Below are 13,838 nucleotides of genomic sequence, written 5' to 3'. Positions count from 1 at the left end.
AAAAAAAAAGCCACACAGTTGAAAAGGCCCGACCTTCGGTCGGGCAGAGGATTCACTCGTTAACCAAAAATTTCGCCCAAACGGGTTTATGCTCTATTTGCTCCGGCCGTGGACGGACGGCGCACCAACGAGTGCGCCGCCTGTAAATCGGTCGAAGACCGTGTCGCAACGCGACAGGGGAAGTTCGTTTAAATTTGCGATTTTGTTCGGGCGAGAAGCGCCCGAACAAAATCGCAAATTGAATGGAAGTGGCGACCCGCCACCGCCCCACGCGTAGTGGGGGCATTTGCTCCGCTGTCAGTTCTGGCGTTTCGGTGCGCAGGTGTTTGAGCTTCGCGGCCAAATGAGTGCTTCGACCACGCTTTCGCCCTCCACTTCGTCAAGTGCGCCGCCCGCTTACGCCGAGCTGCTGGTGCAGCTAAACCGGATTCACCGGCTGGAGACGATTGCCCAACTGCTCGGCTGGGACGAGCAGGTGAACTTGCCGCGCGGCAGTGCTGACCTGCGCGGCGAGCAGCATGCGGTGTTGGCCGAGACGATCCACGCGGCGGCGAGCGCGCCGCAGCTCGGCGAGCTGCTCGCCAAACTCGCGGGCAGCACTGCCGGCGGGGCGGGTGGAGCGGGTGGGGGGGGAGGCGCCCCCGCGCTTGGCGAAGATGAGCGGATCGTCGTGCGCGAGGCGCAACGCGACTACGATCGGGCGACGAAGCTTCCGGTCGCGTTTGTGCGGGCCAAGGCGGCGCAATCCAGCGTGGGCTTTCACGCTTGGGCGCGGGCGCGCGAGGCGGATGACTTTGCGGGTTACGCGCCCGTTTTGGAGCGTAACCTGGAGCTCGCGCGCGAAGAGGCGGGCTACCTCGGCTGGGGCGAGCGGGCCTACGATTACATGATCGACAAGCACGACCCGGGGTTGAGCGCGGCGGTGATTGAGCGCCTGTTTGGCGAGCTCAGGCGCGAGCTCGTGCCGCTCGTTGGCGAGATCACAAGCTCGGGCGTGAAGGCGCAGCGGGAGCTGCTGCGCGGATTTCCGGTGGCGGCACAGCGCGAGTTTTTGCGCGAGGTCACGGCGCGGCTGGGCTTCGACTACGAGCGCGGGCGGATCGATGTGTCGCTGCATCCGTTTTGCGCAGGCACGGGCGCGGACATCCGGATGACGACGCGTTTCAATGAAGATGAGCCGCTCGACTCGCTCTTTAGCGCGATCCATGAGACAGGCCACGGGATGTACGAGCAGGGCTTGCCGCTTGCGCATCATGCCACGGCGCTGGGCCGCGCGGCGGGCATGGGCGTGCATGAGTCGCAGAGCCGGCTTTGGGAAAATCAGGTGGGCCGCAGTCGCGGGTTCTGGGCATTTTTTGAGCCGCGTTTTCGCGAGAAATTTTCGCAGCAGTTGAGCGGTGTTTCGTCGGACGCGCTTTACCTGGCGATCAACGCGGTGGAGCCGACCTTGATCCGCGTGGATGCCGACGAGGTGACGTATAACCTGCACATCATCCTGCGCTTCGAGATCGAGCGGCGCCTGTTTTCGGGCGAGCTGGCGGTGCGCGATTTGCCCGAGGCGTGGCGCGCGCTGTCGCGCGAATTGATCGGCCTGGAGCCGGACAGCGACCGCGTGGGCGTCTTGCAAGACGTGCACTGGAGCGACGGGGCTTTCGGGTACTTCCCGAGCTACTGTCTCGGAAATATGTTGGCCGCCCAGCTTTGGGAGGCCGTGCGCGGCGAGCAGCCGGGCATTGAGGATGCTTTTGCGCGAGGCGAGTTTGGCGGCTTGCTGGGCTGGCTGCGGCGCAACGTGCACGCGGCGGGCAAGCGCTACGACGCGCTGGGGCTGGCGCAGCGCGTGACGGGCCGCGAACTCTCGCCCGCGCCGCTGCTGCGCTACCTGCGCGAGCGTTACCTGCCGCTGTATCGCGCGGGTTAGGCACATGCAGGAGGCCGTGCGCGGACTTGCCGGCTCCTTCCATTTTTAAAAACGAAACTGAAACGCGAGACTACCCTCATGAGCTTGATCGATACGCACACACACCTGGCCTCCTTTGCCCAGCGCGGCGAGCTGGAGACCGTGCTCGCTCGCGCCGCCGAAGCGGGCGTCGAAGCGATGATCACCGTGGGGACGGATCGCGACGACTGGGGCCTGTATCGCGACATCGCTGCGGCGCATCCGGCGCGTGTGCACTATACGGTGGGGCTGCATCCATGCTCGGTGAGCGCGGACTGGGTGGGGCAGGGCGGTGGCACGGTTGAGCAGGCTTGCGCGCAATTGGTCGCGGAGCTGGAGGCGTTTTTTCTGCCAAATGAAGCGGCGGGAGCGGATGGGGCCGCGGCAGTGGGCGCAAGTGAGGCCGCCACCCCCAAGTCACAGCCGCGACCGGTGGCCATCGGTGAATGCGGCCTGGATCGTTTTCATTTGCCCAAGGACGATCCTGCGCAGGCAGAGGCGATTTTCGCGTGGCAGCAGACGGCCTTTGCGGCGCAGCTCGGGCTTGCGCGGCGCTTGGGCTGCCCGGTCGAGATACACTCGCGCGGTGCCTTCCGCGAGTGTGTCGAGCTGATCGATGCGAGCGGCGTCGATTGGGCGCGGGTCGTTTTTCACTGCTTCAGCGAAGGGCCAGCGGAAATGAGTGAGCTGGTGGCGCGCGGCGGCCGCGGCTCATTCACCGGCATCCTCACTTACAAAAACGCGCCCAACGTGCGCGAGTCCGCCCGCGTACAGGGCCTGGAGCGGCTGATGCTGGAGACCGACGCGCCCTACCTCACGCCCATGCCGCATCGCGGCAAACGTCCCAACGAGCCCGCCTTTCTGCGCCATACGGCGGAATTTGCCGCCGAGTTTTTCGGCGTGAGTGCTGCCGACCTCACTGCGATCACCACCTGCAACGCCCGCACCTTTTTCAATCTGTAGCGCCGCGCTCCTCGCCCAGCGCTCTTACCAGGCTTCACTCCCCGACAATGGAAACCACTCTCAGCTGAGTTTGTGGTAGCAGAAGTAAATTTCGCATTTTTTGTGAGAATATTTTTGATGCTACTACTGCACAATCATAGAAGGATGAAACTTGTATTTCTCTAGATTATCCCTTGTTTTTAGTGAGCAGAAGCGCTGCTATTTACACTGGTATTCGCAACGCGGGCAAAATCACTGATACGAGATTCCGTCTAGGGTAGTAATTCCCCAGAGAGGCTAGTATGATGCTAAGTACATACAGAGAAATTTTCAAAGTCCCTGGCAGCTTATGTTTTTCTTCAGCAGCACTGATCGGACGCATGCCTATGTCGATGACAGGAATTGGAATTATATCCATGTTATCGCAGATGCATGGCGAATATGCGCTAGCCGGTGCTGTGGCTGCTGCCTTTGCACTTGCATCGGCCGTTTTAGGGCCGCAAGTTTCACGCTTGGTTGATATTTACGGCCAGGTTCGGGTGCTACCCATTGCAGCGCTTTTTAGCGCAGCATCACTGTTAGCTCTGCTGCTACTGGCCCGTTTAGAGTCACCACCATGGATGTTATTTGGTTGTGCAATATTATCTGGGTGTATGCCAAGTATGTCTGCAATGGTTCGTGCGAGGTGGACACAATTATTGCCACAAAAATCTGCATTGCAAACTGCTTACGCGTTCGAATCGGTTCTTGATGAAGTCAGCTTTATTATAGGTCCCCCATTATCAATTGGTTTGAGTGTGGCGTGGTTTTATGAAGCCGGGTTATTGACTGCGTTGCTGCTCCAAATTCTGGGCGTCGGAATATTTGTTTTGAATGTTAAGGCAGAACCAAAAATCGATATGCTATCGATCAAGCACGGGCAGTCGCCACTTAAAGTAGCTGCTGTTCAACGACTACTGCTTCTCCTGATTTTCATGGGAATGATAGTTGGCACCATTGATGTAGTTAGCGTGGCTTTTGCTGAGGGGCAAGGTGTTCCTGCTGCTGCCAGCATCGTTTTGTCAGTTTATGCTATCGGTTCTTGTTTGGCCGGATTGATATTCGGAGCATTAAAAATTGACATACCTCTCTCTCGTTTGCTGGTATTTTGCGGGGTTGCGACGGCGCTCACTACTATTCCACTAGTTGCTGTTTCTAGTATTACTGGTTTGTCGGTTGTGGTATTTTTTAGTGGGTTGTTTTTCGCCCCAACTATGATCGTGGTGATGACGCTCGTTGAGGAAATAATTCCCAAGTCAAGAATGGCTGAGGGGTTTACCTGGATGATTAGTGGGTTGGGTGTTGGAATAGCGCTGGGTTCGGGCATATCGGGACAAATAGTGGATGAATTTGGTGTGCGTTTTGGTTTTGTTGTGGCGCTTTGCGCTGGATTTCTTAGTATGATTTTAATTGCTTTCTCTCTTTACAAAATCCCCCTTGGCGAAACTGCTGAGTAATCTACTCTAGCCCCGGTACTAGTTACTCACAATCTAGTGACTTGCAAAACAGAGCGAAAATTTTTTCACATAGAAAACAATGAACACCGGCACCGCGCCCCACTCGGTGATCTTCCGGGCGCGCGTGACGAGGATCAGATCGTGCTCCAGCGCCGTCGCGCAGATCAGCCGATCCGCAGGATCTCGATGCGCCCAGTCCAGCGAGGCCGCCCGCCAGGCGATCTGAGTTGTTATGCGGACAGGGAGGAATAGCGCGCACAGTTTTTCCAGGCGGGCAACGGGATCTTCCTTGCGAGGGAGACGGCTGCTACGAATCAAACAGGCGACTTCCAGTATGGTCACATCGGCGATGACAAAGTCAGCGGGCGAACGATCCAGAATGAGGTCACGCACACGTGGCGAAAGATGTGGGGACTCCTCCAAAGCCCACACTGCTGCATGCGTGTCGAGGAGGTACTTCATTGCCAGAGCTCTCCCCAGTCTTCAATCGGGATGGCGGGTTCTTCGGGCACCAGCTCATCGCTAAACTCGAAGCTACCCTTCATGCAGCCGAGGAGGGCCCCCTTGGTCTTCCGCCACTCGGCGAGGGGATCGTCAGCGGCCTTTGCGCTCGTGTGAAATTCGTAGGTTTTCTTCTCTGCCTCAATCGTTACCGTGTGTCCCTCATCTGCGAGCTTTTGCATCCGAGGGAACTGGCTCTGAAACTCGGCTACCGTTGTCTTCATGACGCGGAATTAAGCGGCCCGCCTCGCCCAATGTCAAACGGCAGGCCTGGCCCGCCGGATTAACAGAAGGGCAGGAGTAATACGCGGGAATCCGCAGAGTGCCCGCTGTGCAGTTTCCGCACATCGCTCTCAGAGGCTTGTGCCTGAAGAGCATCGGAGAAATGGATATCTACTGGAGCACTTGGAAGGACGGACCGCTCGGCCGCTTTCCGATAATGGCGAAGGGGCCGCTTACCACCCATAGGAGAAGGTGGTCGTAGAGTCCGCTATGAATAAACACGCATGCTTATGCAGCATGTTTCCAGATACTACGGTAGGGACTTTCCGCGTCCTCCCTCTTCCACCGGAAGAGGGGGGAGATGCCTCGGCCTCAGACCTCAAGGGAGGGGCTTTAATTCACCGGCGCGAGGCGGGTTTGAACACCGCCACTCCGCCGCCGGTTGGGGCCAGTTTCATTTTAAGGCGTGCATTGCGCTTAAGGCGTTGGGTGGAAACGTCCAAAGAGGAAATATCCCCCTCGGCGTCCTGCCAGATTTTCGCCTCATAGGTGCCTTTTCCCAGAAAATCCAGCGGGATGTCGAGCGTGCGTCCATCTTCATTGGTCATTGCCCCCAAGTACCAAGTATCATCTTTACGTCGCACAGTGACAATATATTCGCCGATATCGCCCTGCAACACGCGGGTTTCATCCCATGTGGTTGGCACTTCGCGGATAAAGTCTATACCGTCCGCCCAACTGCCATCGGGCTTGCGATAGGCTTCCCGGGAGTCGGAGAGCCTGGTCAGCGGACTGTCGAAGACCACATACATGGCGACGCCATGACCACGTGTCGTTTGCACCACCGGGCTAAAGCGGCCAACATAGTAGTCTTCCGGTTTGACGTGGGTAAATCCGCCCGGAGTATAATCCATCGGTCCCAGAATCATCCGCGTATACGGCAAGGTCACATTATGACGTGCGGTAATGCGTTTGGAGAACTTGTTGTACTCGGCAGCAAGAACACCTTCTTGGTTGATGTAGTTGGGGTAGGTGCGCACCAAGCCATTGGGTGGATAGGCACCGTGCATGGTCACTACAAGACGATGTTCAGCGGCTTTTGAGAGCACCTTGTGATACCAGTTGACCATCTCTTGGTCGTTACGATCCATGAAATCGGGCTCCACACCGGCGACTCCCCAACGCTCAAAAGCCGCAAATGCCTCATCCAGGTGATCATCCAGTTGCTTCCACTGCGCCCAGAGGATTACGCCGATATTACGTTCCTTGGCATAAGCTGTAATCTTCGGTATATCCATCGCGGGAATGGGTTTAGTGATATCAGATCCTTCTTTGTAACGTATGGACCAACCTTCATACCAGCCATTATCAATCAACAGATATTCCAGCCCCAGCTCATACGCAAAATCGATGTAGGCCAAATAGGTTTCGGTTTTGCGTTCGACATTCTCATTATGCCACCACTCCCATGCGGCTTTCCCGCTGCGGATCCAGCTGGTATCAGCAACCCGTGAGGGGGCGCCGAGGGTTGCAACCAGTGAGGACTCCACCAGTGCGCGCGGGCTATCCCCAAGCATGATCACCCGCCATGGCGTACGTAGCGGGGTATCTTGCGCGATCTTTGCTGCCTGCGGGTTGGAGTTGTGCGAATCGATTAATGGCGCCAACTGTACCACAACGCCCAAGGCGTTATTCCAGCCGCGCGAATAATAGGCACCCGGGTAATTCTCCACATCGGATTCGGCCAACGCAAAAGTGGTTTCCTTATGGCCGGTCTTGCCTACCAAGGGGTGGTCATACCTGTGGAAAACACGAACTTGGGACGCGGTGGTCGGGAGGAATTCCCTCTCGTGCGAGGTGGTCGATCTCCCGAGATCACTCCCCCAGAGTGTGTAATCGACGGGAAAGGCGAACTCGGTTTGCTCACCATAAACGGTGTATTCATTGGCTTGCGGGGGCACCACATACCGAAAAGCCGCCCCATCATCATAGGCTCGGAAGATCAGGTCGATATTGTGCCCTTCATTGATTGCGCTGAAGCTCAAGGTCATTTCGTGATAGCGATCCGGGACGCTACGCGCGTTGCCCAAGACCATGTGGTAAACCTCATCGACCGAACGCCGGGTGACTTCAGGCGCAGCAAACTCCGACAGGGGTAAGTTGGTATGTAGCCCCATCGAGGAGGGGGCGATGACGATGTAGCCATCGTACTTTACACTGTAGCGCGGAAGTCCTTTGGCGTCACTGCGCACGACTTCCACCTGCACTCGCCCATTGGGCGAGGCGAGCCGCCAGGTCTCGGCCTGTGCCGCCACCCCAAGCAGGGGGACGAGCAAGCTGAACACTGCCGCAGCGGAGAGGGTCTTGATGAACTTTCTTAATGTTTTCATAGGGTAAAGCTCTCCAGCCAGGTTCTCTGCCACTTGCGGTAGAGCCTGCTGCTGGAGATTGGGTTGGGTTATACAGGAGTCGCTCCAGAAGCGAAGCGGACAGGAGGGGCGGGGCCTGTTACTCGCACGGTAGGGGCATACGGCGAGTGCAGTGGGGACAAAAAAGAGTGGACGAAATAATATTTCGCAACCTGCTCTTAATAAAATAATTGACAGATATATAGAGGCGTCAAAATCAGCCCGCCAGCCCGCCAGCCCGCCAGCCCGCCAGCCAAGCGCGCAGAAATTCACGCAAACGAAAGCGATTCAACAGAGCTGGCCAGACAGGGAACATCGGGGATGGGGGAAAGCAGTTGGGGAACCTGCGGCGATAGGGTACCACTTGGCACGGGGATGCAAGAGCTTTTTGCTCCAAGTCGTCCCAGCTCATAGGGCAGGCATAGTAGAGTCTGTTACAAATAAATAGGTATGCTGAAGCATTTGGTAGGGGACTGCTGATAGGGATCCGTGATAGGGGCTAAGAAAAACAAGCGATCGATTTTGTTTTCAGGAAAAGGAGCGGCTGAGCCTTTATGGCCGTCTATGAAAATTGTTTCAAAAATTCTGTTATTTTAGAATGTCCGAATGAGTGACGCGATGGTTTTTATTGTTACACCAGTTCCCAGACTGGAAGTCGGGGGATCAGTTAGCGTTACTTTGTTGTTTGCTCTGCCTCATGATATCGCTTAACTCGTAGGCAAATGGGGAGTTTGGCATTTGGCCTTGAGCTGGGTAGACCATATAGAAGCTTTTCTTTGCCCGTGAGATGGCGACATACATCAGCCTGCGTTCCTCTGCATGGGGATACTTTTCCTCCACTGTCTTCAGCAGGTTAAATGCAGGGTGGTCTTGAATTATAGACGGGAAGCCCCATTTGCTGTCGGAAAAGATTAAGTAGACGTGATCAGCCTCCAGTCCTTTCGACTTATGGATTGTCATGAATTTGACGTTGCCGTATCCTTGCTCCTGTAAGGTCTGTATCAGGTTCTTGGGCTCGTCCTCATTATATCGCCCTAAAATAAATATGCTATCGTCTGTTTTTTTATTTCTTATGCTGCTCTCCAGGTTGCTGGTGCACAGGAGCTCGACTTTTGAGTGGGTGATGCCGGTCCTTGATTCTATATTTTTAGGGATTTGATCTGGATTTTTGGTAATAAAGTCTTTCCCAAGATTGACGATCTCTTTGGAAGACCTGAAGTTGCCCGTTAAACAGGTTTTGGCAGTTGCTCCAAATTTGTCATCATAGTTTTTTAGTAAGGTCGGGTCACTTCCTCCAAAGCTATAGATCGACTGCCAGTCGTCCCCGACGAGAAGTAGGGTAGAGCCTTCGCTAGATTGATAAATGGTTTCGATTAAATCCAGGGCCAGCCGATTGGTATCCTGGAACTCATCCAGAATGATGTATTTGAATTTCTGCCCTTTCCCCGCTTCGTATGTTTTCCTCGCTTTGATGAGCAGGTCGGAAAAGGTGAGGAACCTTTGCGTTTCCTTTAGCTTCTCGAGATTCTGAATGAAGGTGGATATGAAATTGTAGAAGTGAGTGAACTCCTCTCCTTTTTCGGCGGCTCGCTGCTCCAGGTCGACTAGTGATAGGCCGGATAGTTGATATCTATCATAAAAGCTTGTCACAAACTGAGAGTAGCCCCCGGAGAGGCGGTCGATCCGAAGCTGCGATACTCTGATACCATTTTTATCGAGGAGGGTTTTTAAGTATGTACTGGAGTCTCCCTTGTTTAACAGGTGGGTAGTTGTCTCAATCAGCTTGGTATTGTGGTCCCTGTGTAGATTTCTCTTCCATGCTATTCCTTGAAGGTACTTATCTGCATCTTCTATAATAGGTACCGGGTAGTTGTTCTCTCCCAAAGCAAGGTGCTCAAGGTAGATGTTATGTCGGGGTAGGTAGAAGTCGGGGAGGTATCGATCTCGATAGTGAGGATATGGCTTTTCATAGGCATACTCGATGCCATGTGTGAACAGGAAGTCTGCAATGAATTTCTCATCCACGCTTCTTACCCAGTCTCCCTTCAGGGTTTTGATATGTCTATCTGTTATGATCTTGCCAAATCTGTTGTTGGTCTGGTATGTTATCTTTTTCTTATCAAGGTTTTCTCTCAGGTCTTGAATGCTCTTATAGTGTGCCAGCGGTTTGCTTTTGTAATTAAAGGAGTTGCGGTAGAATTTGAGGAAATCTTCCAGGTTATTTGGGTCGCGAAGTTGTGCTTGTAATACGTCATGAACTATGCCCTCGATTTTGTTTACACAGTTGATCGAGACTGGCGAAGTCTCCCTTACTACATTGTAAGCAAAGGAGTGGAGAGTTCGCGCGGAGCATAAGCTGCCAAGCTTTTGGTTTAGATCGACCACTGAGGCTTTGGCAAAGCTTAGGAGCAGGATTTCACTTGGTTTGACTTTTTTGTGTTCAATTAGGTATTTTATCTTATTGACGACTACGCGTGTTTTCCCTGAGCCGGCTCCAGCAATAACCAGGTTTCGATCGTCATCTATTATGATAGATTTAATTTGTTCTTCTGTTAAGCTGTCTCCTTCCTTAAAGAAGGGGTTTGGTGTCTTTAGAAACTTGTTTAAATAAACTATATTTAAACTGTCCTTGTGTTTATTAATCTCCTTTATGGCTTTGTTTCTCTCCTCCTGTACTGATGCGACCCTTACCTGGGGTAGGCTTTGGTCTATCAGGCTATTTACCAAGGAGGTTTTAATGTAGTCGTTGTGCTGGTCCAGCTTTTGATATATTTTCTGAGTGCCCTTCTTTAAGTTATTCAGGTCAGCGATTTTTTTGTAATAGTATACAAGGACTTTTCCCACGATGAAGACAGCCAGGATGCTGACTGGTGCAGCCCAAGAAAGATACGGATGAGGTTCGGTTAAATTGATATTCACTATTTAAAACAGGATAGGTGTATCGTGTTTCGGTCGGGTACAGGGAGGTTTTCCGCCCGTAGCCATCCAGCTTCGTATCGGGGCAGAGTTATACGGTAACTTTGGTTTTGGTCGTGGACTCTTTCTCGGGGAGAGAGTGTGGGGCTGTTTGGGTTTACTCTTGCTCACCCAATTCCTCCAGCAGGGTGTCGAGGGGGCGGAGGGTGTTTTTTGGGAAAAAGGAGTTCAGGCGGGTGATGACTTGCTGGAGGAGGCCGTCGGGGCAGGAGGCACCGCCGGTGATCAGCACTTGTTTGCGGGGCAGGGCGCCCAAGCTCGTTGCGTTCTCGCCCGTGGCCGGCCACAGCGGGCGGCGCTCGGTGTGGGCGAGGGCGCCGCGTTTGTAGGGGAATACTAAGTGCTCGACTTCGGCGGCCGAGAGGATGTCGCGCTCCGACTGGATAAAGTAGGCGCGCGCGCCGAGCGCTTTTTCGCAGAGTCGGTAGAGCTGGTAGGTGTTTGATGAGTTTTTGCCGCCGATTACGAAGGCGGCGTCCAGCGGTTCTTCCAGCGCCCGCGCCAGCGCGTCCTGGTTGACCTGAGTCGCGTAGCAGAGGGTGTCGTTTTTACCGCTGCCGCCGACGCGCTCGCTCGCCTCTGCGGCTCCGTAGTGGGTCGCGTACAGGTCGCGCAGGTAGTCGATAATGGCGCGGGTTTCGTTAACAAGCAGCGTGGTCTGGTTTACGACGGCCACGCGCTCAAGGTCGCGCAGTACATCGAAGCCTGGTGTGTACTTGCCTTTAAAAATTTCGCGAAACTCGGCGCGCAGCGACTCGGCCAACGCTGTATCCCGTACCTGACTCGGTGCGTGATTTGGTGCGCCGCTGCCTGGCTCGCCGCTTGCCCCACTTTTGAAGCCTGCGGCGCTGGCTGCGATCAGCCGGCCGAGCTGGCGCACTTCCTCAAGGTCGCGAACGATGAGCGCGGGCGCGTAGCGGCGGGTGTTGGAAAAGGTGGCCTTGGTCTCTTCGTGCTCGGCCTTGCCGTGGATGATTACGGTGTAGCCCTTGCGCCCGTAGTTGCGCGCGGCCTTCCAGACTTTTTCCACGAGCATACAGGTCGCGTCGTATTGGTAGACGGCGATGCCTTTGCGCACGAGGCGGCGTTTGTCTTCATCGGTCGCGCCAAAGGCGGGGATGATGACCACGTCTTCGCTGCTCAGGGTGTCCCAGCGCAGTGGTGCGTGCGGCCCGCCTCCGTCGCCGCTGCCCTCGGGCGCAGTGGGAGCGAGCTCGCCGTCTACGGTGAAGGGCACGCCCTTGTCGCTCTGCAAGTAGCTGAGCCCGCGTCGCAGCAAGTCTGCGTTTACAAAGGGGTTGTGGATCAACTCCGAGAGCATGAAGACGCGCCGCCCGGGATTGGCGGCGAGTGCTTCGTAGGCGCGCTCAATCGCGTTTTTCACGCCCAGGCAGAAGCCGAAGTGGCTGGGGATGTGGTAGGCGATTGCGCCAAAGTCGAGTGCCACGGGCTCGCTGGCCGAGCCCTCGCGGGTGCGTGCGCGCCGCTTGATCAGCTCGCACAGCCGCGATTGATACAGCGTGCTGGAGGCGGTGTCGTTGGCGTAGATCGAGACGTTGCGCTCCTTTTCGGGGCGGAATTTGTAGATGAAATCGTTTTCGCCGAGGTGCAGGTAAGGGATGTGCAGCAGGTGCGGATCGAGTGCCGCGAGGAGCGCGCGCAGCGCAGGCGCGAGCGTGCTGGGGGGCGCGTTTTCGAGTGACTCGATGGAGCGAAACTCAAGGGCGCTATGCCCCGATGCATTTTTCGCTGTGCCGTGCATGGCTGTGCCGGATGGGCTCGCTGTTCCCGTTTCCGGTGCGGTTTCGATTTGCGAAAAGTAAACGGCGCCCTCCCGCCCCTCCTGCCTCTCGGACCCCTTCCGCGCAGACGGGTTGGGGGAGCGGTCATTGCCTCCGCTGTCTGGCGCCGCTTGTGCTGCGGACTCGATTCCCAGCTCGGCGAAAAACTGCAAAACGGGTGCGGTGCACGCGCCCTCGCCGAAGGCTGCGGCGAGCTGCGCGCGCACGGCGTCGATGTCTGCACCAACAAAGGGCAGTTCAAGTGTCCAGGCTTCCTCGCTCTTTTGGCCCCTCCCGCCCCTTCCTTCCCTCCCGCCCCGCCCGCTACGCCCGCCGGTGCCCGCCTGCCCGCTTTCGCGCCGCCGCACGGCGAGCCGGTTGTAGCGGTCGAAGGCGGCCACCACCACTACTGCTGCCGTCGCTCTCGCTGCCGCGCCACTGCCCTGGTTTTCCGGTGCGTTGGCGGCAGCAGCGACATTGGCGGCGTTTGTCGACTCGCTCTCCGATTGCGGAGAGTGGCCGGCGGACGCAGGCGAGCGGTTGGGCGAGTCAGGCATGGCGAGATCCTTCTCTGGTGCGCGCGCAGAGGCGCGCTCTATCCGGCAATGGGCTTGAGCGCGGCAGCGAGGTTTTCGGGCTGCTTGCCGCCGCCCATTGCAAAGTCGGGTTTGCCACCGCCTTTGCCACCGATCTGCGCGCAAACTGCGGAGACGAGTTTGCCCGCTTGGTGGCCTGCCTGAATGGCGGAGGGCGAGCAGAAGGCGACGACGGTCGCCTTTTCGCCGAAAACCGCGCCGAGCTGCACGACGCCCTCGCCGAGCTTGGCGAGCACTTGCGCGCCGAGCGCGCGCAGTGCCTCGGGCGACTCGGCTTCGACGAGCGCTGAAACCTGCCGGAGTGCCCGCGCGGGCTCGCCTTCGTTTGCGTTGCTGGCGGCACCGAGCGGCACCGCGTTTTCCGCCAGCGAGTCGGCGAGGCCGGCGGCGGCTTTTTGCGCGAGCGACTTTAGTCGCCTCTCCAGCGCCTTGTGCTGGTCGAGCAGCGCATCGAGTTTTTTCAGCGCGTCCTGGGGGCCCGCGTTGAGCCGCGCGTGGAGCTCGCGCAAGGCGGCTTCCTGCGCGGCGACGAGATCGTAGGCGGCCTGTCCGGCGACGGCCTCGATCCGGCGCGTGCCCGCGGCGATGGCGGTCTCGCCCACGATTTTAATGAGGCCGAGCTCGCCGGTGCTGGCGACGTGTGTGCCCGCGCAGAGCTCGCGGCTGAAGCCGCCGGTATCGACGACGCGCACGGTGTGACCGTACTTGTCGCCAAAGAAGGCGAGCGTGTCTTCCGGCTTTTTGTCGAACTCGGTTTCGTAGGCCTGGATGGGCGCGTTTTCGAGGATGCGCGCGTTGACGAGCTGCTCGACTTCGCGGAGCTGCTCGGGGCTCATCGCCTCGAAGTGGGAGAAGTCGAAGCGCATCCGCTGCGTGGTGTTTGAGCTGCCGGCCTGGCGGACATGCGTGCCGAGCACTTTGCGCAAGGCCCAGTGGACGAGGTGCGCGGTGGTGTGGTGGCGGGCGATGGCGCGGCG

General features: G+C 56.9%; 9 protein-coding genes. 3 read left to right on the top strand and 6 right to left on the bottom strand.

All coding sequences use genetic code 11. The annotated features are described in order from the left end of the window. Positions 1-343 precede the first annotated feature (343 nt). The 3 genes from AXK11_RS07475 (at position 344) to AXK11_RS07465 (ending at position 4,377) form a co-directional block, all read left to right on the top strand. Positions 344-1,921, top strand: coding sequence for a carboxypeptidase M32 (locus AXK11_RS07475; protein WP_068630863.1), 1,578 nt, complete (start codon positions 344-346; stop codon positions 1,919-1,921). Between the two features lie 78 nt (positions 1,922-1,999). Continuing rightward, complete coding sequence (locus tag AXK11_RS07470) at positions 2,000-2,902, top strand: TatD family hydrolase (RefSeq protein WP_068630859.1); 903 nt, start codon at positions 2,000-2,002, stop codon at positions 2,900-2,902. Between the two features lie 284 nt (positions 2,903-3,186). Beyond that, positions 3,187-4,377 carry an MFS transporter gene (locus AXK11_RS07465; RefSeq protein WP_068630861.1) on the top strand — a complete coding sequence of 397 codons (1,191 nt, stop codon included), beginning with the start codon at positions 3,187-3,189 and terminating at the stop codon, positions 4,375-4,377. 33 nt (positions 4,378-4,410) lie between these two features. Here the strand turns inward: AXK11_RS07465 and AXK11_RS07460 are convergent, their stop codons facing one another. From AXK11_RS07460 to AXK11_RS07435, 6 genes are all read right to left on the bottom strand, one after another. Then, positions 4,411-4,839: a type II toxin-antitoxin system VapC family toxin gene (locus tag AXK11_RS07460; RefSeq protein ID WP_068630857.1), complete on the bottom strand. Its 429-nt coding sequence runs from the start codon at positions 4,837-4,839 to the stop codon at positions 4,411-4,413. Beyond that, positions 4,836-5,102 (bottom strand): hypothetical protein, encoded by a 267-nt coding sequence (locus tag AXK11_RS07455; protein WP_068630854.1) that lies wholly within the window; start codon positions 5,100-5,102, stop codon positions 4,836-4,838. Before AXK11_RS07455 ends, AXK11_RS07460 begins: the two co-directional genes overlap by 4 nt. A gap of 396 nt (positions 5,103-5,498) precedes the next feature. Then, positions 5,499-7,490, bottom strand: a complete 1,992-nt coding sequence (locus AXK11_RS07450) for a glycoside hydrolase family 97 protein (RefSeq protein WP_068630852.1) — start codon at positions 7,488-7,490, stop codon at positions 5,499-5,501. A gap of 681 nt (positions 7,491-8,171) precedes the next feature. Continuing rightward, entirely contained in the window at positions 8,172-10,427 is a 2,256-nt protein-coding gene (locus AXK11_RS07445) for a UvrD-helicase domain-containing protein (RefSeq protein ID WP_068630850.1), read from the bottom strand. Between the two features lie 154 nt (positions 10,428-10,581). Next, positions 10,582-12,822, bottom strand: coding sequence for a hypothetical protein (locus tag AXK11_RS07440; protein WP_068630848.1), 2,241 nt, complete (start codon positions 12,820-12,822; stop codon positions 10,582-10,584). Between the two features lie 38 nt (positions 12,823-12,860). Further along, on the bottom strand, positions 12,861-13,838 hold a 978-nt coding region (locus AXK11_RS07435; RefSeq protein WP_231865804.1), incomplete at its 5' end, for a DHHA1 domain-containing protein.

Origin of the sequence: Cephaloticoccus primus, assembly GCF_001580015.1 — a bacterium.
In the GTDB taxonomy this organism is placed as follows: domain Bacteria; phylum Verrucomicrobiota; class Verrucomicrobiia; order Opitutales; family Opitutaceae; genus Cephaloticoccus; species Cephaloticoccus primus.
The sequence above is the reverse complement of the archived record's forward strand: the minus strand, read 5'-3'. Positions and strand labels throughout refer to the sequence as shown.